The organism is Epibacterium sp. Ofav1-8, from assembly GCF_022348185.1.
GTDB lineage: Bacteria > Pseudomonadota > Alphaproteobacteria > Rhodobacterales > Rhodobacteraceae > Epibacterium.
The window spans coordinates 64473-88068 of the sequence record NZ_JAKRFD010000010.1; the positions used below are offsets into that span (position 1 = coordinate 64473).

General features: G+C 64.8%; 26 protein-coding genes. 5 read left to right on the top strand and 21 right to left on the bottom strand.

Annotated elements, in window-relative coordinates; translation table 11 throughout:
- The first annotated feature begins 1 nt into the window (after position 1).
- From MHM97_RS16070 to MHM97_RS16080, 3 genes are all read left to right on the top strand, one after another.
- Positions 2–1120 (top strand): hypothetical protein, encoded by a 1119-nt coding sequence (locus MHM97_RS16070; protein ID WP_239323374.1) that lies wholly within the window; start codon positions 2–4, stop codon positions 1118–1120.
- 80 nt (positions 1121–1200) lie between these two features.
- Positions 1201–2316, top strand: a complete 1116-nt coding sequence (locus MHM97_RS16075; protein WP_239323513.1) for an ABC transporter ATP-binding protein — start codon at positions 1201–1203, stop codon at positions 2314–2316.
- A 42-nt stretch (positions 2317–2358) separates the two neighbouring features.
- The gene (locus MHM97_RS16080) at positions 2359–3210 is read left to right on the top strand and encodes a GNAT family N-acetyltransferase (RefSeq protein WP_239323375.1); all 852 of its coding nucleotides are present in this window, start codon (positions 2359–2361) and stop codon (positions 3208–3210) included.
- A gap of 170 nt (positions 3211–3380) precedes the next feature.
- Here the strand turns inward: MHM97_RS16080 and MHM97_RS16085 are convergent, their stop codons facing one another.
- The 5 genes from MHM97_RS16085 to MHM97_RS16105 form a co-directional block, all read right to left on the bottom strand.
- On the bottom strand, positions 3381–4235 hold the full coding sequence (locus tag MHM97_RS16085; protein WP_324634618.1) for an ATP-binding protein: 855 nt from the start codon (positions 4233–4235) through the stop codon (positions 3381–3383).
- A gap of 118 nt (positions 4236–4353) precedes the next feature.
- On the bottom strand, positions 4354–4941 hold the full coding sequence (locus tag MHM97_RS16090; RefSeq protein WP_239323376.1) for a YdeI/OmpD-associated family protein: 588 nt from the start codon (positions 4939–4941) through the stop codon (positions 4354–4356).
- Between the two features lie 168 nt (positions 4942–5109).
- A complete protein-coding gene (tatC, locus tag MHM97_RS16095; protein WP_239323377.1) occupies positions 5110–6000 on the bottom strand; it encodes a twin-arginine translocase subunit TatC in 891 nt (296 codons plus the stop codon).
- Entirely contained in the window at positions 5997–6485 is a 489-nt protein-coding gene (tatB, locus tag MHM97_RS16100) for a Sec-independent protein translocase protein TatB (protein WP_239323378.1), read from the bottom strand. The genes tatC and tatB overlap by 4 nt, the downstream gene beginning before the upstream one ends.
- A gap of 7 nt (positions 6486–6492) precedes the next feature.
- Positions 6493–6708, bottom strand: a complete 216-nt coding sequence (locus MHM97_RS16105) for a twin-arginine translocase TatA/TatE family subunit (protein ID WP_239323379.1) — start codon at positions 6706–6708, stop codon at positions 6493–6495.
- A 240-nt stretch (positions 6709–6948) separates the two neighbouring features.
- On the opposite strand from MHM97_RS16105, the gene MHM97_RS16110 reads away from it, so the two are divergent.
- Positions 6949–7272, top strand: coding sequence for a hypothetical protein (locus MHM97_RS16110; RefSeq protein WP_239323380.1), 324 nt, complete (start codon positions 6949–6951; stop codon positions 7270–7272).
- A 33-nt stretch (positions 7273–7305) separates the two neighbouring features.
- On the top strand, positions 7306–8013 hold the full coding sequence (locus MHM97_RS16115; RefSeq protein WP_239323381.1) for a helix-turn-helix transcriptional regulator: 708 nt from the start codon (positions 7306–7308) through the stop codon (positions 8011–8013).
- Positions 8014–8096: 83 nt separating this feature from the next.
- Here MHM97_RS16115 and MHM97_RS16120 read toward each other — a convergent pair whose 3' ends face one another.
- The 16 genes from MHM97_RS16120 to MHM97_RS16195 all read right to left on the bottom strand — a co-directional run bounded on the left by MHM97_RS16120 (position 8097) and on the right by MHM97_RS16195 (position 23558).
- Positions 8097–9323, bottom strand: a complete 1227-nt coding sequence (locus MHM97_RS16120; protein WP_239323382.1) for a M23 family metallopeptidase — start codon at positions 9321–9323, stop codon at positions 8097–8099.
- Between the two features lie 126 nt (positions 9324–9449).
- Entirely contained in the window at positions 9450–10097 is a 648-nt protein-coding gene (locus MHM97_RS16125) for a protein-L-isoaspartate(D-aspartate) O-methyltransferase (protein WP_239323383.1), read from the bottom strand.
- Positions 10094–10876 carry a 5'/3'-nucleotidase SurE gene (surE, locus tag MHM97_RS16130; RefSeq protein ID WP_239323384.1) on the bottom strand — a complete coding sequence of 261 codons (783 nt, stop codon included), beginning with the start codon at positions 10874–10876 and terminating at the stop codon, positions 10094–10096. Before surE ends, MHM97_RS16125 begins: the two co-directional genes overlap by 4 nt.
- A 218-nt stretch (positions 10877–11094) precedes the next feature.
- A complete protein-coding gene (locus tag MHM97_RS16135) occupies positions 11095–11742 on the bottom strand; it encodes an SDR family NAD(P)-dependent oxidoreductase (RefSeq protein ID WP_239323385.1) in 648 nt (215 codons plus the stop codon).
- Between the two features lie 89 nt (positions 11743–11831).
- Positions 11832–12089, bottom strand: a complete 258-nt coding sequence (locus tag MHM97_RS16140) for a hypothetical protein (protein ID WP_239323386.1) — start codon at positions 12087–12089, stop codon at positions 11832–11834.
- 214 nt (positions 12090–12303) lie between these two features.
- Positions 12304–12867 carry a DUF2199 domain-containing protein gene (locus tag MHM97_RS16145; RefSeq protein ID WP_239323387.1) on the bottom strand — a complete coding sequence of 188 codons (564 nt, stop codon included), beginning with the start codon at positions 12865–12867 and terminating at the stop codon, positions 12304–12306.
- Positions 12868–13053: 186 nt separating this feature from the next.
- Positions 13054–14574: an amidophosphoribosyltransferase gene (gene purF, locus MHM97_RS16150; protein ID WP_239323388.1), complete on the bottom strand. Its 1521-nt coding sequence runs from the start codon at positions 14572–14574 to the stop codon at positions 13054–13056.
- Between the two features lie 453 nt (positions 14575–15027).
- Positions 15028–15756: a Hint domain-containing protein gene (locus MHM97_RS16155; protein ID WP_239323389.1), complete on the bottom strand. Its 729-nt coding sequence runs from the start codon at positions 15754–15756 to the stop codon at positions 15028–15030.
- Positions 15757–16153: 397 nt separating this feature from the next.
- Positions 16154–16708 (bottom strand): CvpA family protein, encoded by a 555-nt coding sequence (locus MHM97_RS16160; protein ID WP_239323390.1) that lies wholly within the window; start codon positions 16706–16708, stop codon positions 16154–16156.
- A gap of 43 nt (positions 16709–16751) precedes the next feature.
- Positions 16752–18116, bottom strand: coding sequence for a DNA repair protein RadA (gene radA, locus MHM97_RS16165; protein ID WP_239323391.1), 1365 nt, complete (start codon positions 18114–18116; stop codon positions 16752–16754).
- A gap of 290 nt (positions 18117–18406) precedes the next feature.
- Positions 18407–18865, bottom strand: a complete 459-nt coding sequence (locus tag MHM97_RS16170; protein WP_239323392.1) for a paraquat-inducible protein A — start codon at positions 18863–18865, stop codon at positions 18407–18409.
- Between the two features lie 52 nt (positions 18866–18917).
- Positions 18918–19277 (bottom strand): hypothetical protein, encoded by a 360-nt coding sequence (locus tag MHM97_RS16175; RefSeq protein ID WP_239323393.1) that lies wholly within the window; start codon positions 19275–19277, stop codon positions 18918–18920.
- Positions 19274–20020, bottom strand: a complete 747-nt coding sequence (locus MHM97_RS16180) for an ABC transporter ATP-binding protein (RefSeq protein ID WP_065322158.1) — start codon at positions 20018–20020, stop codon at positions 19274–19276. Before MHM97_RS16180 ends, MHM97_RS16175 begins: the two co-directional genes overlap by 4 nt.
- An 8-nt stretch (positions 20021–20028) precedes the next feature.
- The gene (locus MHM97_RS16185; protein ID WP_126136774.1) at positions 20029–20811 is read right to left on the bottom strand and encodes an MlaE family ABC transporter permease; all 783 of its coding nucleotides are present in this window, start codon (positions 20809–20811) and stop codon (positions 20029–20031) included.
- A complete protein-coding gene (gene alr, locus MHM97_RS16190; protein WP_239323394.1) occupies positions 20808–21845 on the bottom strand; it encodes an alanine racemase in 1038 nt (345 codons plus the stop codon). The genes MHM97_RS16185 and alr overlap by 4 nt, the downstream gene beginning before the upstream one ends.
- Before the next feature lie 195 nt (positions 21846–22040).
- Entirely contained in the window at positions 22041–23558 is a 1518-nt protein-coding gene (locus tag MHM97_RS16195; protein WP_239323395.1) for a replicative DNA helicase, read from the bottom strand.
- Between the last annotated feature and the right edge of the window lie 38 nt (positions 23559–23596).

Here is a 23596-nt window from a genome sequence, read left to right on the forward strand (position 1 = left end):
CATGGCTGAGAAATTCTCCTTGAAGGACCAATTGTTCAATCTTCAGAAGACCCGCTACCTCGCTGGTCTGTTTGCGAGCGCGACCTCCGATTTCGACGCTGCGGGGTTCGAGGCGTCGGTGATGGCGCGGCTGCTGGATCTGGAACTGAAGGACCGTATCAACTGGATTGCCGAGCAGCTTGCGGTGTATGTGCCGGGCCCCTTGTCGCAGGTGGCGCCGGTGATTGTGGCGGCCCTGCCGCCGCCGCTTGATCCAAGCTTGCGCGATGATGATTTCGGCGATTTCATCTTTGCCCCGCTGGGCGAATGGGTCACGGCGCTGACCACGCAGGAGGCTGATCTGCCGCTGGCGCTCGACACGCTCGAAGCGCTCACCCAGCGCTTTTCGATGGAGTTTGCCCTGCGCCCCCTGCTGAAACGCTGGCCCGATCCGGTGCTCTCCCGCATGATGCAGTGGACGGATCATGACCATTACCACGTGCGCCGGCTGGCCAGCGAGGGCAGCCGGCCGCGTCTGCCCTGGGGGCTAGCGGTGAACCTGCCGCTGGAGGCGCCGCTGCCGATCCTCGACCGGCTGCATCGGGACCCGGCGCGCTTTGTGACCCGATCGGTTGCCAACCACCTCAACGACATTGCCAAGAAGGAGCCGCAGATCGTCATCGACCGGCTGACCGATTGGCAAGGGCAGGGGATGCAGGCGCAGAAAGAGCTGGACTGGATCACCGCACACGCGCTGCGCGGGTTGGTGAAGGCGGGCGATCCACGGGCCTTGCGGCTGTTGGGCTATGACCCGGATCTGGAGCTGACCGCGCGGTTGCAACTGCCCGCCAGCGTGCGCATCGGCGACAAGCTGGCCCTCGGGGCCGATGTGCAGGGCGTGCGGGGCGCGCGGGTGCTCGTGGATTATGCGCTGACCTTTCAGCGCGCCGGTGGCAAGACCGCCACCAAGGTCTTCAAGTGGAAGACCGGCAGCCTCGGCGCCGACGGGCTCAGCCTGCAGAAATCGCATCCGCTGAAGGCGCAGGCCTCCACCTTTACCTTGCTGCCGGGGGCGCATCGGGTGACGCTGCTGGTCAATGGGGTGCCGCGGGCCGAAGGCGAGGTGGAGCTCCTTGCCTGACCTGCGCCGGCTTGGTATCAGCCCGCGATGCCCCAATGTGCACCCGACACAGGATAGAAGGCCCCGCAATGTCCGAGCAGATGACCCAATCCGCGCTGCCGCCCGCCCAGGCTGACGGCCATGAGGTGACGCCGCGGCTGGAGATCCGCAACCTGCGCCGTTTCTTTGACGGGCGCGCGGTGGTGGATGACGTGTCCCTCCGGGTCCTGCCGGGGCAGGTCACCTGTCTCCTCGGCCCGTCGGGCTGTGGCAAGTCCACAACCCTGCGCATGGTCGCAGGCGTGGAGATGCAGGACGCTGGCGAAATCTATGTCGACGGCAGCCTGATCTGCGACACCGTGTTCCGGGTGCCGCCGGAGCGGCGCGAGATCGGACTGATGTTTCAGGATTTTGCGCTGTTTCCGCATCTGAGCGTGGGGGACAACGTGGCCTTTGGCCTGAAGGGCGCGAAGGAGAAGAAACGCGCCCGCGCCCGCGAGCTGCTGGATCGGGTCTCGCTTGGCCAGTATATCGACGAGTATCCGCATCAGCTGTCTGGCGGCGAACAGCAGCGGGTGGCGCTGGCCCGGGCGCTGGCGCCGCGCCCCAAGATCATGCTGATGGATGAGCCCTTCTCCGGGCTCGACAACCGGCTGCGCGACGGTATTCGCGATGAGACACTGAGTCTGCTGAAAGAAGAGGACACCGCGGTCCTGCTGGTCACCCATGAACCGGAGGAAGCCATGCGCATGGCCGACGAGATCGCGCTGATGCGCGACGGCCGGATCGTGCAGCAGGGGGCGCCCTACAATGTCTACACCCGCCCGGTGGACAAGGCGGCGGTGGCCTTCTTTTCCGATGTGAACACGCTGCCGGCGCGGGTCAACGGCGCCCTGGCGGATACGCCCTTCGGGCAGTTCCTGGCGCCCGGGGTGCCGGATGGCACGGACGTGGAGATCGTCTTTCGCCCGCAACACATCCGTATCGATTTCGACCGCAACGGCCGCGGACCGGAGGCTACCCACACGCAGGGTGTGCCCGCCCGTGGCGTGGTCCAGCGGGCGCGGTTTCTCGGCAATGAGAGCCTGGTCGAGTTCCGGATGGATTTCGACGGGTCGATTCTGAAGGCGACGGTGCCCAATGTCTTTCTGCCGGCGGTGGGGCGCGCGATGTGGCTGACCGTCCCGCGTGATCGGTGTTTCGTCTTTCCACGGTGATCTTCCTCCGTCATGGTGGCCGCGGAATCGACGGAGGTCGCCATGTTGGAACACTATGAAATCCGCCCGCTGTCGCGGGATGAAATCGACACCGCCGTGGATTGGGCCGCGCGCGTGGGCTGGAACCCGGGCGCCCAGGATGCCGCCTGTTTCGCCGTGCAGGACGGTCAGGGGTTCTGGGGCGGTTTCCTCGACGGCGAGATGATTGCCTGTATTTCGGTCGTGACCTATGGCGCGGCGTTTGCCTTTCTCGGTTTTTATATCGTTGACCCGGTGCACCGGGGGCAGGGCTACGGCTATGCGTTGTGGCAAAAGGCGCTGGAGCATGCCGGTCGGCGCACGGTCGGGCTCGACGGGGTGGTGGCGCAGCAGGAGGCCTATCGCCGTTCCGGGTTCGAGTTTGCCTGGCGCAATATCCGGTTCGGCGGGGTGCCCGAGGGGCGGCTCAAGGTGTCGGATGCCTTTACGCTGACCTGGCTCGACGGGCTGTCGCCCGAGGTGGCGGGGCTGGATGCGCGGGTGTTTCCCGCGCCGCGACCGAGTTTCTGGCAGGCCTGGCTCAGCGCGCCGGGGCATGTGAGCATCGCGGTCCATGCCGACGGCGAGATGCAGGGGTTCGGCACCTTGCGCCGCTGTCGCACCGGGGCCAAGATCGGCCCGCTGGTGGCCACCCATCGGGCGGCGGCGCTGTCGGTTCTGGCGGGGCTGCTGAAGGACTGGCCGCAGGATCAGGAGATCTTTCTCGACGTGCCCGAGACCAACACCAGCGCGGTAGAGCTGGCGAAATCGCTGGGATTGCAACCGGTGTTCGAGACCGCCCGAATGTATCGCGGCAAGGCGCCCGAAGTGGCACAGGATCTGATCTACGGCGTGACAAGTTTCGAACTGGGGTAAGGGCTACCCGAGGAAGGGGGCGGTTTCCCGGAGATCGGGGACGACCGCCCTTGGGGTAGAAGGCCCGCCGGGGGCGCTCCCGCCCGTTTCCATCGCCGCAGGGCGGCGATCAAAACCGTTGGGCCGGGCGCCGCGCCCCTGCCGGGACGCGGCGGGGACCCGCGCCAATGTCAGCGCAGCGCCACCCCCTTGCGCCCGGCCAGATCGGTGAAGAACTGCCACGCCACCCGGCCCGAGCGGGCGCCACGCGTGGCCTGCCATTCGACGGCCTCGGCCCGCAGCGTCTCGGCATCGACCTCGACGCCATAGGCGGCGCAATAGCCCGCGATCATCGCCAGATAGGCGTCCTGGTTGCAGGGGTGGAACCCAAGCCAAAGACCAAAACGATCCGAGAGCGAGACCTTCTCCTCCACCGCCTCGGAGGGGTTGATCGCCGAGGAGCGCTCATTCTCGATCATGTCGCGGGGCATCAGGTGGCGGCGGTTGGAGGTGGCGTAGAACACCACATTCTCGGGCCGGCCTTCGATGCCGCCATCCAGCACGGCCTTCAGGCTCTTGTAATGCTGGTCGTCATGGCTGAACGACAGGTCATCGCAGAACAGGATGAACCGGTAGGGCGCGCCGCGCAGATGGTTCAGCAGGCGCGCGACCGAGGGCAGGTCCTCCCGTTGCAGCTCCACCAGCTTGAGGTCGGGATGCGTGGCCACCAGGGAACCGTGGATCGCCTTCACCAGCGAGGATTTCCCCATGCCGCGCGCGCCCCACAGCAGCGCATTGTTGGCCGCGTGACCTGCCGCAAACCGGCGGGTGTTGTCCAACAGCGTGTCGCGCGAGCGGTCAATCCCCACCAGGAGATCCAGCTCCACTCGGTTGATCTCGGGCACCGGCTCCAGCCGGTCCGGGCCCACATGCCAGACGAACCCAGAAGCCGCCGCAAAATCCGGTGTCGCCAGCGGGGCCGGGGCCATGCGCTCCAGCGCCTCGGCAATGCGGCTGAGTGTGTCGTGATCCAAATCCTGCGCCATCGCTCGGGGTCCTCCTGTGCGTCTCGGGCGTGACAAACCATGTTCCGCCGCACCCGGCAAGAGGCAGCCGCCAGATCCGGCCCCGGCTGCCGCCCCCCGGAAGCGACTGGGTGGTGGGTCACCGGTCGTGCAGCCCCTTGCCGGCGAGGATGCGCGGCGCGTGTTTGTCGATCCGGGCGTTGCGTGTCTTGGCCTGTTTGGCACCTGACACATGCAGGACATAGCCGCGCTGCCGACCCGGCGTAAGCGCGGCAAATGCCTCGGCCAGTGCGGCATCCGTCTCCAGACGGGCGATCAGCTCTTCCGGCCACTCCAGATCATCCTTCGGGAAGGGGACGGTCAGACCGGCGTCTTCGGCTGCGATGGCCTGCCCGACAAATGCGCGGAGCTGATCGGCGTCGTGCGCCACCTCGGCCGCGGTGGTAAACCGCATCACCCGCATGGACCGGGAATTGGCGCCGGGGGCGACCAGACGCGCATCGGGGTCCTCCAGCAGGACCCCTTTGAAGAACGAGACCGAGCAATAGTCCTTCATCGCCCAGAGCGTGGCGAGATTGCTGCCCTTGTAGGTGTAGCAGGGGGAATTCCATTTGAAATCCTCCGCCAGCGGGCTGTCTTGCAGGATCCTGCGCAGGGCGATGAGCGGTTCTTGCCAGCGGGTCAAGGCGACAAAATACGCCTCCACCCTGGGATCGGACACTGACATGGCTGGGCTCCAATGATGTACTCAAATCGCAACCAGAGTGCCGCGCGCCGGCGCCGCTGTCCAGTTGCGCCCCAAAGCGAGCCCCCCGCCGGCCGGCCCGGGCCGAGACCAAAAAAGGCGCGCCCCGTGGGACGCGCCTTCTGATTGGGTCATTGCAGGGGGCGGAGCTTACTCGCCGTCCAGCTCGTCATCGTAGTAGCCTTCGGCGCGCAGCTGTTCCTCGCGCTTTTTCTCGACACGGGCGACGAGGAAGATCGACACCTCATAAAGCCCGTAGACCACCGTGAAGAGGATCACCTGGGTGATGACATCCGGCGGGGTGACCAGCGCGGCCAGCACCAGAATGGCCACCACGGCATATTTGCGCATACCGCCGAGCCCCTCGGCACTCACCAGACCGGCCTTGCCCATCAGGGTCAGAAGCACCGGCAGCTGGAAGCACAGGCCAAAGGCCATGATGAATTTGAGCGTGATATCAAGGCTCTCGTTCACCTTGCCAAAGAAGGTGATCTTCACCCCTTCCGAGGTTTCCGGCACCACTGCAACATCCGCCGGCACTTCGCCGCCGGTGGCCTGCGACAACAGACCGGCAAAGATCGAACTCACGTCCGCAAAGCCCAGAAAGAACTGCATCGCCAGCGGGGTCACCACAAACTGCGCAAAGCTTGCGCCCAGCAGGAACATGAAGGGCGAGGCAATGAGGAACGGCAGAAACGCGCCCTTTTCGCTCTTGTAGAGACCCGGTGCCACGAACCGCCACAGCTGGAAGCCGATCACCGGGAAGGACAGCGCAAAGCCGAACACCATGGAGATCCGGAACAGCGTGAACAGATATTCCTGTGGCGAGGTATATTGCAGCGTCGGGGAGGGATCGCCCAATTCGCGCAGGGTCTGCTCGATCGGGGCCACCAGGAACTGCAGGATCGGCTCTGCCACCATGAAGGCCAGCACGATGCCGACGGCAAAGGCGATCACCGCCCGGATCAGGCGGCTGCGCAGCTCCGCCAGATGCTCGATCAGCGGCGCTGTGGAATCGTCAAGATCTTCTGTCTGGCTCATGCCTTGGTCTCACTGTCGGAAGACGGCGCGCTGCTGGCTGGTGCAGACAGGGCCGCCTCGGCTTCTTCTGCCTTGGCCATCGCCTCGGCGGCCTCCTTGGCCTTGCGCTCTGCCGCGGCCCGCGCGGTGGCGGCCTGGATCTTCTTGGCGCTTTCGGCCCGTTCCGCGGCCAGCTTGCCGGTCTCGCTGTCGGGGTCGAATTTCGTCGGGTCGATGGAATCGGTCAGGTCACGCGTGGCCTGTTTGACGCTGTCCATCGCCGACCCCATCGGGTTCGTCGCCGTTTTAAAACTCTTCTGGATGTCACTGACGCCCGCCTCATCCGCCGCGTCTTCCATCGCGCGGCTGAATTCGCGGGCCATGCCGCGTGCCTTGCCCACAAACCGGCCCACGTTGCGGAACAACTTGGGCAGATCCTTGGGCCCGACCACGATCAGGGCCACAACGCCAATGACCAGAAGCTCGGTCCAGCCAAGATCGAACATCTAGGGGTTACGCCTTGTCTTTGTCGGCTTCGGGGGTGACGTCCTTGGCCTCTGCGGCGGCGTCGTCTTCCAGTTCCTTGCTGCCCTCGCTGATGCCCTTCTTGAAGGAGGTGATGCCTTTGCCCACTTCGCCCATCAGCGAAGAGATCTTGCCGCGGCCAAAGAGAACCAGAACCACGACAGCGATGAGGAGAATGCCGGGAAGGCCGATGTTGTTCAGCATGGGGTTTGCCTTTCGTTATGCGGGGCGCGGGACCTGGTCCGAAGCGCCGAAATACGGTGTCCTGCCTCGAGTGTTAGGCGCTGCATGGGCCGGAGCAAAGCACAGGCTGGCAATCGCGCCCTCCGATCGGCCCCGGATCTGCGATTTTTTCCGCAGGCCCGCACTCAACTGACAGGTTTATGTCAGTTGCTCTGGTCTAGGACAGGATCATCGAAACCGTCAAGACAAGGATGACGACAGATGACCAAGACCGTGGTGGAAGTGGTAACCTTCAAACTGAACCCGGGCGTCAGCGACGCCGACTATGTGGCCGCAACCCAAAAGACCGACAGCTTCATCGGCGGCATGCGCGGCTTTGTTGACCGGCGCCTGTCCAAGGGCGAGGACGGCACCTGGATGGACTATGTGATCTGGGCCGATCTGGCGGCCGCGCAGGAGGCCAGCGCCAAGTTTCCGCAAGCCGACTGCACCGCCGACATCATGCGCATGATCGACCAGAGCAGCCTGGTGATGCGGCATGAAACGCAGATGTGGACGATGCAACCGGCGCCTGCCATGGGTTGACCTTGAGGTGCGGCGCAGGTGAAAGATCTCTCCATGCGCCGCACCGACCGCCTCTTTGAGATTATCCAGATCCTGCGCGACGGGAAATTGCACCGGGCGCAGGACATTGCCGCACGGCTGGAGGTCTCTACCCGCACCATCTATCGCGATATGGACACGCTGGTGGCCTCGGGCGTGCCGGTCGAGGGCGAGCGCGGTGTCGGCTATCTGGTGCGCGAGGCGATCACCCTGCCGCCGCTGACCCTGACCCCGTCCGAGCTGGAGGCGCTCAACCTCGGCATGGCGATCGTGGCCGAAGCCGCCGATCCGGAGCTGAAGGCCGCGGCAGAGAGCCTCGCCACCAAGGTCGACGCGGTGCTGCCCATTGAGACGGTGACAGAGGCGGATGCCTGGAAGTTCGCGGTCTACCCCTTTGCCGACGCGGCGCGCGGGTTTACCTGGATGCCGACGCTGCGGGCGGCGATCAAGGCCCGCCAGAAACTCGCCCTGCGCTATCGCCGCATTGACGAGACCCTCACCGAGCGGGTGATCCGCCCCTTGCACATGGAGTATTGGGGCCGGGTCTGGACCCTGACCGCATGGTGCGAGACGCGGGGGGATTTTCGGGTGTTCCGCGTCGACCTGATCGAGAGCGCCGAGCCCTTGCCCGAACTGTTTGTCGATGAACCCGGCAAGCGTTTGCAGGACTATGAACCCGACGCGGAAAAACACGGGGCCTCACGCGGCAGCGCCGCACCCTGAGGGCGCGGCGCGCGATCCCCTTGTGGGGCACACTTGTGGGGCACAATGGTCAGGCAGACAGGGCAGCTGGCCCCGCCGTGGCCTTATTGCAGATAGGGCAGCGGATCGACGCTTTCGAAGCCGTCGCGAACCTCGAAATGGACATAGGCCTCTTCGGCCGTGCCGCGCAGCTGGGCGATGGACTGGCCGCGATTGACGCGATCGCCCTTCTTGACCTTGATGCCATCCACATTGGCATAGACCGACAGCAGGTTGCGGTCGTGGCGGATGACGATGATCGGCACCTTGTTGGAATCGGCGGTGATCGCGGCCACCGTGCCGGCCTCTGCGGCCTTTACCGCGCTGCCCGGCGCGGCGGAGATGTCGATACCGTCGTTCTTGCCCTTGGAGTAGGCGCGAATGATCTTGCCGGTCACCGGATAGCCCATCGCCGCCTGCGAGGCGCGGGTGGGCTGTTCGACATCGACCGAAGGTTTGGGCTCGGACGTCACGTTGGCGACGGGGGCGACCTCCTCATCCGGCAGCGGCTTGGTGGCGCTGGGCGGCGTGGGGGTGGCGCTGCCCTGTCCGGGCGCGGTCACCGCGGCCTCGGTGGCCTCCGGCGTGGGGGCCGGGGCGTTGGGGTCCTTCAGCGGGATCAGCAGGTATTGGCCTTCGCGGATGGCAAAGTCACTGCCCAGCCCGTTCCATTCCGCCAGCGATTTGACCGGGATCTGATAGAGCCGGGCAATGGTATAGGCGGTTTCGCCGCGCGTCACCTTGTGGCGCACCGGCTCCGGGCCCTCCTGGACGCGGGTGGGCGCGGGTTTGGCCGGCGTCTCCTGAAGCGTGGTGGTGGTCACCGACCCCGGATTCGGCGAGCTGGCCGGGGCGCTGTCGATGGCGTTGCCCGCCAGCGACGCGATGTCGACGCCGCCGGGGCTGCGGTTGCCGCCGCGCGCCGAGGCGTCGGGGGCACGGCGCGGCAGCACCAGCACCTCGCCCTTGCGCAGCGGATCGCGGGTTTCGACGCCGTTGAACCGGGCGACCTCCACCGCAGGCAGGCCGACCCGCGTGGCCAGATCAGCGACGGTATCGCCATTGCGCGCCACCGCCACCTGATACGACGGATAGGTGATCAGCCCGCGCGAGTCCGGCGCCGGGCGGCTCTCGGTTGCGGTCTGGGCGGCCTTGGTGGTGTTGAAGGCACCGATCTGCCCGCGCAGGTCGTAATCCAGCGGCGCGGTGCAGGCGGCGGCGATCAGCGCCAGCGGCAGCAGGGCGGCGGGGCGCAGGAACTTCGGGCGGAAGACCGTCTGGGGGCGGGTCATGTCTCTTGCTCTCCTCGAATGACGTCTCCTGTTGGGCGGAGACTTGGACGGCAGCGGTTCTGTCTTGCCCGGGCCTGACCGGTGGACCGCTACAGTGCAACGGGGCTGACCCCGGAATAGGACAGCTCAGGTGTCTTTTCCAAGCCCTTCCAGCAGCGGAACAAAGCGCACCGGGCGCAATTCGTCATATTCCAGCCCATTTTCGCTCTTGCGGACGCGAATGAGGGTCTGCACCGCGTCGGATTGGCCGACCGGCACCACCATGATACCGCCGACCTTGAGCTGCGCCAACAGTGGGCCGGGCGGGTCCTCGGCGGCGGCGGTCACGATGATTCGATCAAAGGGCGCCTGTTCCGGCAACCCATGGCTGCCGTCGCCCACCAGCGAGGTGATATTGGCCAGTCCCAGGGTCTGGAACACTTGCCGGGCCTCCTGCACCAAGCGGCCATGGCGGTCGACGGTGTAGACCCGGCGCGCCAGCTTGGCCAGGATCGCAGCCTGATAGCCCGAGCCGGTGCCCACCTCCAGCACGGTGTCGCGGGGCGAGATCTGCAGCGCCTGCGTCATCAGCCCCACCACCGAGGGCTGCGAGATGGTCTGACCGCAGGCGATCGGCAGCGGCACATCCTCATAGGCGCGTTCGGAGAAGAAGCCGCGCAGGAACAGGCCGCGGTCCACCGCTTCCATGGCTTCCAGCACAGAAGCCTCCGTCACCCCGCGCGAGCGCAGGGCAAACAGGAACTGCATTTTGGTTTCCGCGTCCGGGCCAGTCATTCGATCGCCTTCAGGGCCTCCAGCGCGTCATGGGCGGTCAGATCCGCCCGCATCGGCGTGACGGAGACATAGCCCTCCAGATTGACCGCCGCATCGGTGCCCGGCGCGGTGGCCACCTGCTGGTCGCCGCCCTTGACCCACATGTAGCGCCGCCCGTTGGGCGAGAACTGTTCTTCGGCCGAAAACCGGGTGCCGGGACGGGCGCCCTGGGTGCTGACCCGCAGGCCCTTCACATCGGCAGCCGCCACCGGCGGGAAATTGATGTTGTAGAACAGGCCATAGTCATGATCGTTTTCGGGCTGCGCCGCCAACAGCTTGCGCAGCACCTCGGCACCATGCTGGCGGGCGGCCTCGAACGGGTTGTCCAGATCGCGATTGGCAGGCCCGTAATATTGCGACAGCGCCATGGCGGGCAGCCCTTGCAACGCGCCTTCCATCGCCCCGCCCAGGGTGCCGGAATAGAGCGCGTTCTCGGCGGAGTTGTTGCCCCGGTTCACCCCCGACAGCACCAGATCGGGGCGATGATCCTTCATCACCACATGCAGGCCGGCCAACACGCAATCGGCCGGAGAGCCTTCGGCGGCAAAGCGGCGCGGCCCCAGTTCCGAGATCATCGAGGGATGGGTGTAGCTGATGCAGTGACCAACGCCGGATTGCTCAAACGCGGGCGCCACGGTCCAGACCTCGCCGTCGGGACCGGCAAGCTCGGCTGCGATCTCTTCCAGCACCGCCAGCCCCGGGGCGCTGATGCCGTCGTCGTTGGTGACCAGAATGCGCATTTTGCCCCCTTGCCTGCGTGCGGTTTTCTCCGGTGTCGGCGGGAATTCGCCCCCGCGCCGGTTGCTGCCCTGCATAGGCGGCAGGGGCGGGCAGGGCAAGGAATTTGCAGGCCGGTGACCGGGCGGATGCGCCGGGGTGTGGCCAAATCACCCGCCGCCCATGCGCGGGCCAACGGGCGCGGGCCGTTGTGGGGCGCGGTAGCGCGGTTGGCCGGGCGCTAGTCCGACAGGATCTGGGGCAGGAGATCGGCCGCAGCCTCAGCGGGCGAAGTCAGCACGGCCCGGTCCTCGCCGGGGAAAAACCGCGCCCGCAGGGCGGTTGGCATCGGCGGCGGCGTCAGCAGCGTGACCCGTGGGCCGGTGCGCAGGGTTTCCTCCTGCCAGCTGCGGGCCAGGGCGATCTGTGCCGATTTGGTTGCGCCATAAGCGCCAAAGAATTTCTCGCCGGCGCGCGGATCGTCAAAGAACACCGCCTTGCCGTGCTGTCCCAGCAGCGGCGCCACATAGGGGATCAGGACCGAGGTCGCAGTGGCATTGATCTCCATCGACTTCTGCCAGTCCTTCGCGGCCACATGATGCGCCGGGCTCAGCGGGGCGGCGTGGATGGCGCTGTGCACCCAGAGATCCAGCTTGCCCCAGCGGTCAAAGATGCCCCGGCACAGGGTCGCCATGGCCTCCGGCACGGTGATGTCCATCGGGGCCAGCGTGGCAGAACCGCCCGCGGCCTTGATCCGGTCGTCCAGCTCTTCCAGCGCGCCGGTGGTCCGGGCGACGGCAATGATGTGATGGGTGGGCGCAAGCGCCTCGGCCAAAGCGGCGCCAAGGCCCCGCGAGGCCCCGGTGATAAGGGCGAGTCTGTCGGTCATGGCGCCTACATGCGGTGACCTCGCGCCGGGGTCAAGCCCCGCCGGGTGGCCGTGGTGGCGGATGCGACGAGATGCGCCGGTTGCGCGCCTCAGTTGGCGAGGATCGGCAACCGCCCGACGGTGCCGCCGCGCTCCACCAGCAGACCGTCGGGGTCGATGGCGACGATGCGGCCGATCGGCAGGCGCGCGCCGGGTTGCACCGTCTTGATCCGGCCCGACGACAGGCGGACCAGTCCCTGCAAGGCGTCCTGCGGACCAAACAGCCCGATCAGTGTGACGCGGCGATCCGGCAGGGCGTCCTTCTGGGTGGCGATGGATTCTGCGGTGGTCTGTGCTGTGTTGGCCATTGGCATCCGGTTCTCCCGCGGCGACCGGTCCGTCGACCGCGCCGCCACGGGAACTGTCTTGTGTGAGTGGTGAGTGGTGTCTGGTGTATCGGCAGGTCGGTATCAGGCCCGCCGCGGCGGCAAAAGCAGATCCCGCCAACCGCCGACGCAACCGGCCAGAGATGGCCGAGGTGCCCCGGAAAATGCGCGGCAGCTTGCCGGTCAGCCGGCGTGCTCAGGCATCATAGACCAGCGAGGCAAGATCATGCCCATAGGCATGCAGGAAGGTCAGCAGATCCTCCAGGTCGAGGCCGATCTCCTGCATCCGGGCGAGGTCGTGATTCACCTCGGAGACCTGCAACTCCGGATACTGGCCTTCGGGGCGCATATGCAGCATGCAGGCCAGCGGGCCGCCGCTTTCGGGTGGGATCTGGTTCGACAGCCACGCGGGCTGGCTGCCCATGCTCTCGGCCTCGCGCAGCTCGAACAGGTCGAGATACGCGTCGAACACGTCTTCGCTGACACCGGCCCAGGTGCCGAGGATGAACTCCTCGCCGCGCGAATCCGCCAGCGGGATCGCCAGCACCGCCCGCAGGAACCGCAGGCTGCCGAAACGGCAGAAATCCTCGGTCAGCACATCACCTTCGGAGACAAAGATGGCGGTGTTGTCCTGCACCTGCAGATCCGCCGGTACGATGTCGGGCCGGTCGCAGGAGAGGCTGAGGAGCTGGGCAAAGGTCGCGCCGCAACAGCGGCACTGACGCGATGAGCTCAGCATGCGGGCGAGATGCGCGTCCAAGAAGGCGCCCCTTTCGAAAGTCAAATAGAGAATGGCGCCGACCTGTCCGGGTCAGCGCCATCGCGTTACACGCGGCTCCCTTACGCCTGTTGGCGGCAACTTGCAATCACCGCGCCGCAGCACGCGCCAGAACCCGCCGGGCGGCGGCGCGCATCTCGCGCCGGTCGCATGCGGGGCCTGTCGCGCTCAGGTGGCCAGCGTGGCCCCGTTCCAGGACGCCCCCGCATCGGGCATGTCCTTGATTTTCTTGCTCACGCGGCTGCTGCCTTCGAGCGTGTCGAGATATTCCGCGCTCACCGAGCCGGTGACATACTGGCCGTCGAAACAGGAACAATCAAAGGCTTCGATATCCGGGTTGCCGCCCTGCGCCGCCCAGATCAGATCGTCGAGGTTCTGATAGAACAGCTCATCCGCGCCCAGCTCCTCGCGAATCTCCTCGATCGAGCGGCCATTGGCGATCAGCTCATGCTTGGTCGGCATGTCGATGCCATAGACATTGGGGTATTTCACCGGCGGCGAGGCAGAGGCGATATAGACCTTCTTGGCGCCGGCTTCGCGACACATCTGCACGATCTTCTTGATGGTGTTGCCGCGCACGATCGAGTCGTCGATCAGCAGGATGTTGCGGTCCTGCATTTCGCGCGGGATCGCGTTCAGCTTGCGACGCACGGATTTCTGCCGCTCTTCCTGCCCGGGCATGATGAAGGTGCGGCCCACATAGCGGTTCTTGACCAGCGCTTCGCGGTAGCGGATGCCGGTGATGTTGGAGACTTCCAATGCCACGGGCCGGGCGCTGTCCGGGACCGGGATGATGGCGTCGATGTCCAGCCCGGAGGCCTCGATCTGCTTGGCCAGGGTCTGGCCCATGCGGATTTGGGTCTTGTAGACCGAAATCCCGTCGAGCAGGCTGTCGGGCCGCGCGAGGTAGACATATTCAAAGATGCAGGGCGTCAGCTTGCCCTCGACCGCCTGAAACTCATGCTTGTTGCCGTCGAGATCAATCAGGATCGCCTCGCCGGGTTTCAGATCGCGCAGTTTGGTGAACCCGTTGATGCCAAAGGCCACATCTTCCGAGGCAAAGGCGTAGTCGGCCCCGTCGCCCTCGGCGTTGCGTTGGGCGACCGACAGCGGCCGGATGCCATGCGGGTCGCGGAAGGCCAGCATGCCGACACCGGCGATGAGGCAGATCACCGAATAGGCGCCCTGCACCCGCTCCATGGTCATCTTCACCCCGGCAAAGATGTTGCGGATCGGATCGGCGTTGCCGTTGACCTTGATCGCATCGGCCACCTTGTCGGCCAGCACGTTCAGCAGGATCTCGGAATCCGAGGTGGTGCGCAGGTGGCGGCTGTATTTGCCGGTGACCTTGGCGCGCTGCTCTTCGGTATTGGTGATGTTGCCATTGTGGACCAGATAGATGCCATAGGGCGCGTTCACAAAAAACGGCTGCGCCTCGGCGGCCGACAGCGACCCGGCGGTGGGGTAGCGCACGTGGCCCATGCCGACCCGGCCCTGAAGCGTCTCGGCATCCTTGGCGCCAAAGACATCCTTGACCAGACCGTTGGCCTTGCGTTCGCGAAAGAACCCGTCGCCATAGGTCACGATGCCAGAGGCATCCTGGCCGCGATGCTGTAGCATCAACAGCCCGTCATAGAGTTCCGCAAACACTTGTTCGGTTCTGCTTGCGATGCCCAAGATACCGCACATGGCGAGGCTCCAATATAGTCGTTCGTGTGGCTTACAGCCCGCAGGCTGCGGCAGGAGAGACCCGGGCAAGGGTGCCACGAGTCGCGAGCCCGATGCGGGGCACCGGGACAATACTAGGGGAATTTCTCGTGAACGGGGAGGCGGAGCGCAGGCGGTGCAGCGGGCGGCATGCCTTGGCTGCACTGCGGCTGTGGCGGGCCAGAGGGGTAGATCCTGCCGCGCACGACGGGCGGCGCAGGTCAGCTGGGGACTGGGTCAACACAGGGGCTTTGGCTCCGAATCCTGTCGAACAGTGACGGCTCTCACATAGGCGGTCTGGCAGGCAATGTCACCAAAGGATCACATTCAACAGACAGATCGGGGCGGGAATTCACATCTGGCGCGGGCTGCGCCTGTTCCGCAGGCAAGCGGAACGGGGTCCTGGCCTGTCACGGGCCGGAAAACGGCGCGCGATCAGGCGGCGTAGCGGCCAAACAGCAGGTCGATCGGATCGAAGGCCGGTGCCGGTGCCATGTCGCCACCAAAGAAACGCGCATCCTCGGCGTCCTCGTCCTCGATCTGGTCCGCGGCGTCCGCAGCATTCTGTTCCGGCTCCATGCGCCCGGCGTTGACGATCAGGCGGGTCTCGGCGAGGGACAGCACGCTGTAGTAGCTTTCGTCCTCGACCGCACCGGCATTCATCACCATGCCGCCTTCGGTCCAGAGCAGCTCTTCTTCTTCGCAATCGACATGAATACGGGCCAGGCGCTGGGGCAGGGCGGTGCTGATGCCGTTATGGCCGATCAGCGCCACCAGCTTGACCGTGACCACCGGCAGGTCAAAGAGATCCAGCGCCAGATCGCCCTCGATGGCGACAATGGCATCGGAGGGCAGGTCGAGGTCGGCGTCATTGCCTAGCGCGCCGGCGGGCACATGCACCATGGCCGTCAGACGCGGAACAGAGTGGCGGATGTTGACCACTTCGCGCAGGCCGCCGTCAAAGGTCTGAACCATGTCGCCGGGGCGCAGGGCGCGGGCTTGCTTGAAGCCGAATTCGGTCTCGATCAGGGTGCCGGGCAGCACGCCGCCATGTTGCGGACGCAGACGGGTGTTTGCCTGGTCTTCGGCCTCCTGCGAGCGCAGGTCCAGAAGCAGGTCAACCGGCTGATAGTTTGTAAACGCGGTGGTGTGATCCAGCAGCATGTCCAAATGTCCCTTCTGAGAGCGTCGAGGCTTTTTGCCTTCGTTGATCTCAATTGGCCTCTGAATTGGGACAAGAATGGGGCAGGCTTGCGTCGGTTTCGGTACCAGAGCCGCTTTCATGCAGGAAAATCACAGTCAAAGCCAAAGGTTAACGCCCGATCTGGGGGTAATTAAGGGTTTGTTAAGGTAATCGGCGGCGCGTTTGCGAAAACTTTACGGAGTTAAGAATCGATTCTTCATTCTTAACAAAACGTTAATGCCAGGCCCCGTCAGGTTAACGTTACGGCAGCGGTGGGGATAACTCTGTGTATAGTCGCCACTGTCTCCGGCCGTTTTCAAAAATGTAAAAGGGCGCCCCGCAGGAGCGCCCAATCATACGGTAACTGTGATGCGGAGATCAGCCCTCGCAGGAGGAGATCAGATCTTCGTATTTCTGCGTCACCCAGCCCAGTGCCTGTTCGGGGTTCTGTTCCTCGACCTTGCCGATCACCCGGTTGAACACCGCCGCCGAGCGGCTTTCGTCGACCATGGTAAAGCTCTGGCCGGTCATCACCACGTTGTAGACGAAGAACCCGATCACCACGAGCAGGATGCCGCGCAGCACGCCAAAGAAGAACCCGGCCCCCTGATCCAGACCGCCAAGCGCCGACCGTTGCACCAGCCCGGCCAGCAGAGGCGTGAAGAAGGAGACGACGATCAGCGCAATCGCAAAGACCGCAAAGAACGCCGCAATCAGCGACAATTCGCAGCTGTCGGCGATGAATTCGCCGACCACCGGGATTTCCGCCATCAGCGGTTCCGCCTGTGGCGCGAACATATAGGCCAGGATACCGGCGGCGACCCAGCCGATGATGGCCATGACTTCGCGTACGAAGCCGCGTGCATAGGCGAGTAGCGCCGACACTACGATAACCAGCGCCACTGCGCCGTCGATTATGGTGAAACCTTCCATGTCCCTCGCCTGTTTGCCCGCGAAATATCTCTTGAGTGGCCTTTTAGCCTGCTCCGAAATATTCGCCAACAAATCCTGTGAGGTCGGCGGCCGGGCGCAGGGTCAGGCCGGGGACAGAGACAGATTTGCCACCGCTCGGAGCGATCGCTGCCGTGAAACCAAGTTTTTGCGCTTCTTTCAACCGGTTTTCCGTCTGTGGCGCCGGTCTGAGCGCCCCGGACAGGGATATTTCGCCAAATATTGCCGTATCCGCCGGAAGTGCCGTGTCCTCGCGGGCGCTGAGCAGCGCCGCGGCCACCGCCAGGTCGGCGGCAGGTTCGGTGATTTTCATCCCACCCGCGACGTTCAGATAGACATCAAGCCCGGCAAAGGGGATGCCGCAGCGCGCCTCCAGTACCGCGAGGATCATCGCAAGGCGCGAGCTGTCCCAGCCCACCACCGCGCGGCGCGGCTGTGAATGGGGCGAGGGCGCCACCAGCGCCTGCATCTCCACCAGCACCGGCCGGGTGCCCTCGATGCCGGCAAAAACCACCGACCCGGGCGAGGGCTGACCGCGTTCGGACAGAAACAGCGCCGAGGGGTTGAGGACCTGTGCCAGCCCGCCGCCGGTCATCTCAAACACGCCGATCTCGTCGGCGGGGCCAAAGCGGTTCTTGACCGCACGCAGGATGCGGAACTGATGGCCGCGCTCGCCCTCGAAATAGAGCACCGTGTCGACCATATGCTCCACCACGCGGGGGCCTGCGATCTGACCTTCCTTGGTGACATGGCCCACCATGATGATGCTGATGCCGTTGGTCTTGGCGAATGTGGTCAGCTCATGCGCGGCGGCGCGCACCTGGCTCACCGACCCCGGTGCGCTGTCGACGTTGTCGGCCCACATGGTCTGGATGGAATCGATAATGGCCAGCTGCGGCTTTTCCGCCTCCAGCGTGGTCAGGATATCGCGCAGATTGGTTTCTGCTGCGAGCTTGACCGGCGCCTGCTCCAGCCCCAGCCGCTGCGCGCGCATCCGCACCTGGGCAGAGGCTTCCTCGCCCGAAACATAGACCGTCTTCAGCCCTGCATGGGCGAACTGCGCCGCCGCCTGCAACAAGAGCGTCGATTTGCCGATGCCGGGATCGCCCCCCACAAGGATCGCCGAAGCTTCCACCAAACCGCCCCCAAGCACCCGGTCGAGTTCGGCGACCCCGCATAATGTGCGCGGCGGGGGTGTTTCCTGCGTCGCCAGATCGGTGAGCGGCACCCGCTTGCCGCGCATGGCGCCCAGCGACTTCTTGGCCGGACCGGCGGAGGTGAGGCCCTTGTCCTCGGAAATGGTGTTCCATTCGCCGCAGCCCTCGCAGCGACCGGACCATTTGGAATAGGAGGCCCCACAGGCGGAGCAGGAGAATGTTGTCTTTGCCATGGGCGATCAGTGGCAGATGTTTCCGGTTTGTTCAAGGGGGGGGGCCGAGGCCTTGTGCCATTCTGACCCTGGGCGTTTGCGATCCGCACGGGGACGCTCCCGCCAGTCGCACGATCATCACAGATGATCTCCTCCTGTTGGGCCGCGCGCCGCTGGCGCGGCGCGAAAGGGGCTGCTGAGAAGCGGTTCAGGGGCAGGTCTGCCCTGAACGCGCCCTGTCCAGCCTGAATGCGAGTCGCCTGCGCCTCAATGATCTGCGACCGCGCGGGGCGCGGCGGCCCGCTGGGCCGTCATTGACCCGCCGCCGACTCGCGTTTGATCTGGCGGTCCGTCAGAATCGACAGAGTGATGGAGGCCAGGATGCAGGCGGTGAAGAGATACATCCCCCAGGCCACCTCGATCGTGGCGTAGCTGATGCCCTTTGCCAGGGTGATATAAAGCGCAATCAGGAAGACATCGGCCATCGCAAGTTTGCCGAGGATATTCAGCACAGGCAGGCTGCGCGCATCCAGCAGGCGGAACTGCACCAGCGCGAGGCCGATGGTCTTGAGGTAGGGGGCGAAGAGCGCAAATGCGGTGACCACCAGCGCCAGCACGATGTCACTGTCCCAGAGGCTCTGAAGGCCGGTGAGGACGGAGATTTCCGACAGGCCGAAGATCGGCAGCAGGCCCGCCCGCAACAGGGGCGCAAACCACGCGACGGGGTAGAGGATCAGCAGGGAGAGGTTGGCGAGGCGGAGGAGGGGCAAAAGCGAGCGTCCCTAATGTTCGGGTTTTCACAAAGCTAGATGTGAAAACGTCCTAGAGGAAGATTGATCCAAAAATGAGGTAGCCTGCAACGCCGCAGAGGAGGAGGCTACAAATTGCATGCGTGCGGTTGGGGCCAAGAATGGCAAGGCGAAAGGTAATGACTTCGGTTGCAAGGAACAGTGCAAACGGGATCGCGTGTATATGCCACGTGAGGACCTGCCTGACATCAGGGCTGAAGGAAAGCGTAGCAAACAAGAGCACGAAGAAGAAAAACGCAGCAAATGGCAAAAGGACAAGGGATGTACCAGACCGGGTTTGCGTATGCTGCTTTCTGAGTTTCACGCCCAACCAGATGGTGCAGCCGGCTGCGATGAACGGGCTGCACAGGACAAACAGTGCGAATGCGGTCACCGCACCGCCTCGATCGGTCCCTCCGCACTGCCGGAGATGAACTGTTCCACGTAAGGGTCGCCCGACTGATCCATCTCTGCCACGGGACCCGTCCAGCGGATCTTGCCGCCGTGCAGCATGGCAACATTGTCGGCAATGGCACGCACCGAGGTCATGTCGTGGGTGATGGTCATGGCGGTGGCGCCCATCTCCACCACGATCTCGCGGATGAGGTCGTTGATGACGCCGGACATGATCGGATCGAGCCCGGTGGTGGGCTCGTCGAAAAAGATGATCTCCGGGTCGGCGGCAATGGCGCGGGCGAGGCCGACGCGTTTTTGCATACCGCCGGACAGCTCTGCGGGCAGGCGGTCGGCGACATCGGCCTTCAGGCCCACACGGCGGAGTTTCTCGATGGCGATCTCGCGGGCCTCATCACGGGGGCGGGCGAGGCTGCCACGCAACAGGCGAAAGGCCACATTCTGCCAGACCGGCAGGCTGTCAAACAGTGCCGCACCCTGAAACAACATGCCAAAGCGGGCAAGGAAAGCATCGCGGTCGCCCTGGCCCACGGGTTTGCCGTCCACGCGGATTTCGCCGGTGTCGGGCTCAATGAGACCAAGCACACATTTCAGCGCCACCGACTTGCCGGTGCCGGAGCCGCCGATGATGACCAGAGAGGAGCCCTTGGCGACCTCCAGATCGACACCGCGCAGAACTTCGTTGGAGCCGAAGGCCTTGGCGACCTGGCGCATTTCAATCATCGGATGGGTCATAGCGAGAAAAACACCCCGGTCAGCACAAAGTTGGCGGCGAGGATCAGCACGGCGGCGGCCTCGACCGAGCCTTTGGTGGCGCGGCCCACGCCCTGCGCGCCGCGGCCCGACTGCATGCCGTAGTAGCAGCCCATGAGGGCGGCGATGGTGCCGAAGGCCGCGCCCTTGACCAGGCTTGAGACGATATCGCGCAGCTCAAGGAAATCGACGGTGTTTTTCAGATAGGCGGCGGCGTTGAAATCCAGGGTCTCGGTGGCGACCACATAGCCGCCCATGATGCCGATGATGTCACCGACGCCGACCAGCACCGGCACGGTGATCAGGGCCGCCAGCACACGCGGCGCGACGAGGTATTTCATCGGGTTGGTGGAGAGCGTCACCAGCGCGTCGATCTGCTCGGTGACTTTCATGGTGGCGATTTCGGCAGCAATAGACGAGGTCACGCGCGCCGCAATCATCAGGCCTACAAGGACCGGGCCCAACTCGCGCACCATGCCGATGGCGACGATCTGCGGCACCACGGCCTCTGCGTTGAACCGCGCGCCGCCGGCGTAGATCTGCAGCGCCAGCGCGCCGCCGGTGAAAATCGCGGTCAGGGCAACGACAGGCAGGCTGAGCCAGCCGACCTGCAGCAGCGCATTGGCCAGCTCGCGCGGGTAAAACGGCGGGCGCAGCATGTGGCTGAAGGTCGAGGCGGCAAAGCGGGTGATCCGCCCGAGGGCCGCGAGGCGGCCCAGCGAGGTGCGGCCGATCATCCCAAGGGCGGAGATGGGGGTCATGCGCTATAGGTCCTCGCATAGCGATTGCCGAGCGCGGTCAGAACCTCATAGCCGATGGTGTCGGCGGCATTGGCCAGAACATCCACCGTCTGCGCCTCGTTCATCAGGCTCAGATAGGGGGGCACCTCGTCCAGACCGGTGACGTCAACGGTGACCAGATCCATCGAGATCCGCCCCACCACGGGGCAGGGGGTGGAACCCGCATAGGCCATGATGCCCTGCCGCTGAAAGGCGCGGTGCAGACCGTCGGCGTAGCCTGCGGCAATGGTGGCAATGCGGGTGTCGCGCTGTGCGATCCAGGTGTTGCCGTAGCCCACGCTTTCGCCCGGCGCGAGGTCGCGGGTCTGGATCACCGGCACCTCCAGCTCGACCACCGGCAGCGCGTCGCTGTAGGGCGCACCGCCATAAAGACCGATGCCCGGACGGCAGAGATCAAAGTGATAGTCGCGGCCCAGGAGCAGACCGCCGGTGGCGGCGAGCGAGCGGGGCAGGTTCAACCCCTCGGTCATCTCGATGAAGTTCTTGAGCTGATAGGGGTTCATCCCATGGCCGGGTTCATCCGAACAGGCCAGATGCGACATCAGGAGAACCGGGTTCTGATCCAGTGCAATGTCGCGCACCGCCATCCATTCGGCGGCCTCCATCCCGAGCCGGTTCATGCCGCTGTCGAGCTGCACGCCAAAGGGATGTCCCGGAAGGCTCTCAAAATGGCGCAGCATCTGGTCGAGCGAGTTGAGCATCGGCGTCAGCTGGAAGTCGCGCAACAGTTTTGCGTCCCCCTCCATATGACCGGAAAAGACCGAAATCCCGGGTCCCGGTCCCAGCGCGCGCCGGAGCGCGATGCCCTCTTCGGCGATGGCGACAAAGAAGTTGCGTGCGCCTGCCTGGGCCAGCGCCTTGCCGACGCGGCCAGCCTCCAGACCATAGCCATTGGCCTTGACCACCGCTGCGGTCTCGCAGTTGGTCTTGGCATCCAGATTGCGCCAGTTGATCGCCAGCGCATCCAGGTTGATTTTCAAACGTGCCGTACTCATGCGTCGTTCATGACATGGAGGCCACCGGGGTCAAGGGGGAAACCGCAGCGGTGTGGCTTTGGGCAGGCTGTTGCGCTGTGTTTGCGGGCGCGGAGGGGGCGCTGCCCCCGGCCCATGGGGCCTCCCCCGAGATATTTTTGAAAAGATGAAGGGGGCCAGATGAAGAGGGTCAGTGGCCCCGGCGCGGTTTTGCGCTCAATAGCCGTCGGGCTGCTGTTGCCAGGATTTGACCAGGTTGCCAAAGCGGGTGAATTGCGCCTCGAACGCCAGTTCCACCGTCCCGATGGGGCCGTGACGCTGTTTGCCGACGATGACTTCGGCCTTGGCGTGCAGACGCTCCATCGCCTGTTTCCACTCTTCCATCTTGTCGAGCTCATGATCGCCGGGTTTTTCACGTTCCTTGTAGTATTCTTCACGGAACACGAACATCACCACATCGGCGTCCTGTTCGATCGAGCCCGATTCCCTGAGGTCCGACAGCTGCGGGCGTTTGTCCTCACGGCTTTCCACCTGACGCGACAGCTGCGACAGGGCGACCACGGGGATGTTCAATTCCTTGGCGATGGCCTTCATGCCCATGGAAATCTCGGCGATTTCGTTCACCCGGTTGTCGGACATGCCGCGGCAGAGCTGCAAGTAGTCGATCACCAGCAGATCAAGCCCGTGGGTCCGTTTCAGACGTCGCGCGCGCGCCGCAAGCTGCGAGATCGGGATCGCGGGGGTGTCGTCGATAAAGAGCGGGCAGCTCTCCAGATCCTTGGCGGCCTGCACGAAGCGGCGGAATTCCTCCTCGGTCATGTCGCCTTGCCGGATCTTGTGCGAGGAAATCTCGGAGGCTTCGGCCAGGATACGGCCCGCCAGCTGTTCGGCCGACATCTCAAGCGAGAAGAAGCCGACGACGCCGCCGTCCACCGCGCCTTCGCTGCCGTCCTGTTTGATGCCGCGCTTGTAGGCCTTGGCCACGTTGAAGGCGATGTTGGTCGCCAGCGAGGTTTTCCCCATCGAGGGACGCCCGGCGAGGATCAACAGGTCCGATGGGTGCAAACCGCCGAGTTGTTTGTCGAGATCGTCAAGCCCGGTGGAAATCCCGGCCATGCCGCCGCCGCGCTGGTAGGCCTCATTGGTGACGTTGACCGCCTCGGTCACCGCGCGCAGGAAGGATTTGAACCCCTGTTCGGTCTGGCCCTGTTCGGCCAGTTGATAGAGCGACTGTTCCGCCTCGACGATCTGTTCCTTGGGTTCGGAGGCGACATCGACGCGGCGGGCCTTTTCGGCGATGGTCTGACCAAGGGCGATCAACTCGCGCCGGATCGCCAGATCATAGATCATCTGCGCATAGTCGCGCACCGCAAAGGCGGAGATCGAGGCCGAGGCCAGCTTGGCCAGATAGGCGGGGCCACCCAGTTCGCGCAGGCCCTGGTCGTCTTCCATGAAGGCCTTGAGCGTGACCGGCGAGGCCAGCGCATTCTTCGAGATGCGGGCAGCGGCGACCTCGTAGATCCGGGCGTGCACGGGATCATAGAAATGCGAGGAGTTAATGATCGAGGCGACTTTGTCGTAGACGTCGTTGTTGGTGAGAATTGCCCCCAGCAGTTGCTGTTCCGCCTCGACGGAGTGGGGCAATTCCGATGCCTGTGCGTCATCTGCCGTACCGCTGGCGTCCGGGGACGCGGGCGGCTGTGGATCGCCGTTGAAAGAGGTGATCTCGTTCATGTCTGCTCTCTATTAATAGGCTCGTGTTCTACGCCGGA

What these genes read in the sequence shown, in the direction of transcription:
- tatB (WP_239323378.1), bottom strand. Translation starts at nt 6,485, where the DNA reads ATGTTCGATCTTGGCTGGACCGAGCTTCTGGTCATTGGCGTTGTGGCC.
- MHM97_RS16120 (WP_239323382.1), bottom strand. Translation starts at nt 9,323, where the DNA reads ATGACCCGCCCCCAGACGGTCTTCCGCCCGAAGTTCCTGCGCCCCGCC.
- MHM97_RS16155 (WP_239323389.1), bottom strand. Translation starts at nt 15,756, where the DNA reads ATGCTGCTGGATCACACCACCGCGTTTACAAACTATCAGCCGGTTGAC.
- MHM97_RS16185 (WP_126136774.1), bottom strand. Translation starts at nt 20,811, where the DNA reads ATGACCCCCATCTCCGCCCTTGGGATGATCGGCCGCACCTCGCTGGGC.
- radA (WP_239323391.1), bottom strand. Translation starts at nt 18,116, where the DNA reads ATGGCAAAGACAACATTCTCCTGCTCCGCCTGTGGGGCCTCCTATTCC.
- MHM97_RS16090 (WP_239323376.1), bottom strand. Translation starts at nt 4,941, where the DNA reads ATGTCAGTGTCCGATCCCAGGGTGGAGGCGTATTTTGTCGCCTTGACC.
- MHM97_RS16080 (WP_239323375.1), top strand. Translation starts at nt 2,359, where the DNA reads ATGTTGGAACACTATGAAATCCGCCCGCTGTCGCGGGATGAAATCGAC.
- surE (WP_239323384.1), bottom strand. Translation starts at nt 10,876, where the DNA reads ATGCGCATTCTGGTCACCAACGACGACGGCATCAGCGCCCCGGGGCTG.
- MHM97_RS16140 (WP_239323386.1), bottom strand. Translation starts at nt 12,089, where the DNA reads ATGGCCAACACAGCACAGACCACCGCAGAATCCATCGCCACCCAGAAG.
- tatC (WP_239323377.1), bottom strand. Translation starts at nt 6,000, where the DNA reads ATGAGCCAGACAGAAGATCTTGACGATTCCACAGCGCCGCTGATCGAG.
- alr (WP_239323394.1), bottom strand. Translation starts at nt 21,845, where the DNA reads ATGAGTACGGCACGTTTGAAAATCAACCTGGATGCGCTGGCGATCAAC.
- MHM97_RS16115 (WP_239323381.1), top strand. Translation starts at nt 7,306, where the DNA reads ATGCGCCGCACCGACCGCCTCTTTGAGATTATCCAGATCCTGCGCGAC.
- MHM97_RS16110 (WP_239323380.1), top strand. Translation starts at nt 6,949, where the DNA reads ATGACCAAGACCGTGGTGGAAGTGGTAACCTTCAAACTGAACCCGGGC.
- MHM97_RS16105 (WP_239323379.1), bottom strand. Translation starts at nt 6,708, where the DNA reads ATGCTGAACAACATCGGCCTTCCCGGCATTCTCCTCATCGCTGTCGTG.
- purF (WP_239323388.1), bottom strand. Translation starts at nt 14,574, where the DNA reads ATGTGCGGTATCTTGGGCATCGCAAGCAGAACCGAACAAGTGTTTGCG.
- MHM97_RS16135 (WP_239323385.1), bottom strand. Translation starts at nt 11,742, where the DNA reads ATGACCGACAGACTCGCCCTTATCACCGGGGCCTCGCGGGGCCTTGGC.
- MHM97_RS16160 (WP_239323390.1), bottom strand. Translation starts at nt 16,708, where the DNA reads ATGGAAGGTTTCACCATAATCGACGGCGCAGTGGCGCTGGTTATCGTA.
- MHM97_RS16085 (WP_324634618.1), bottom strand. Translation starts at nt 4,235, where the DNA reads ATGGCGCAGGATTTGGATCACGACACACTCAGCCGCATTGCCGAGGCG.
- MHM97_RS16075 (WP_239323513.1), top strand. Translation starts at nt 1,201, where the DNA reads ATGACCCAATCCGCGCTGCCGCCCGCCCAGGCTGACGGCCATGAGGTG.
- MHM97_RS16180 (WP_065322158.1), bottom strand. Translation starts at nt 20,020, where the DNA reads ATGATTGAAATGCGCCAGGTCGCCAAGGCCTTCGGCTCCAACGAAGTT.
- MHM97_RS16070 (WP_239323374.1), top strand. Translation starts at nt 2, where the DNA reads ATGGCTGAGAAATTCTCCTTGAAGGACCAATTGTTCAATCTTCAGAAG.
- MHM97_RS16195 (WP_239323395.1), bottom strand. Translation starts at nt 23,558, where the DNA reads ATGAACGAGATCACCTCTTTCAACGGCGATCCACAGCCGCCCGCGTCC.
- MHM97_RS16125 (WP_239323383.1), bottom strand. Translation starts at nt 10,097, where the DNA reads ATGACTGGCCCGGACGCGGAAACCAAAATGCAGTTCCTGTTTGCCCTG.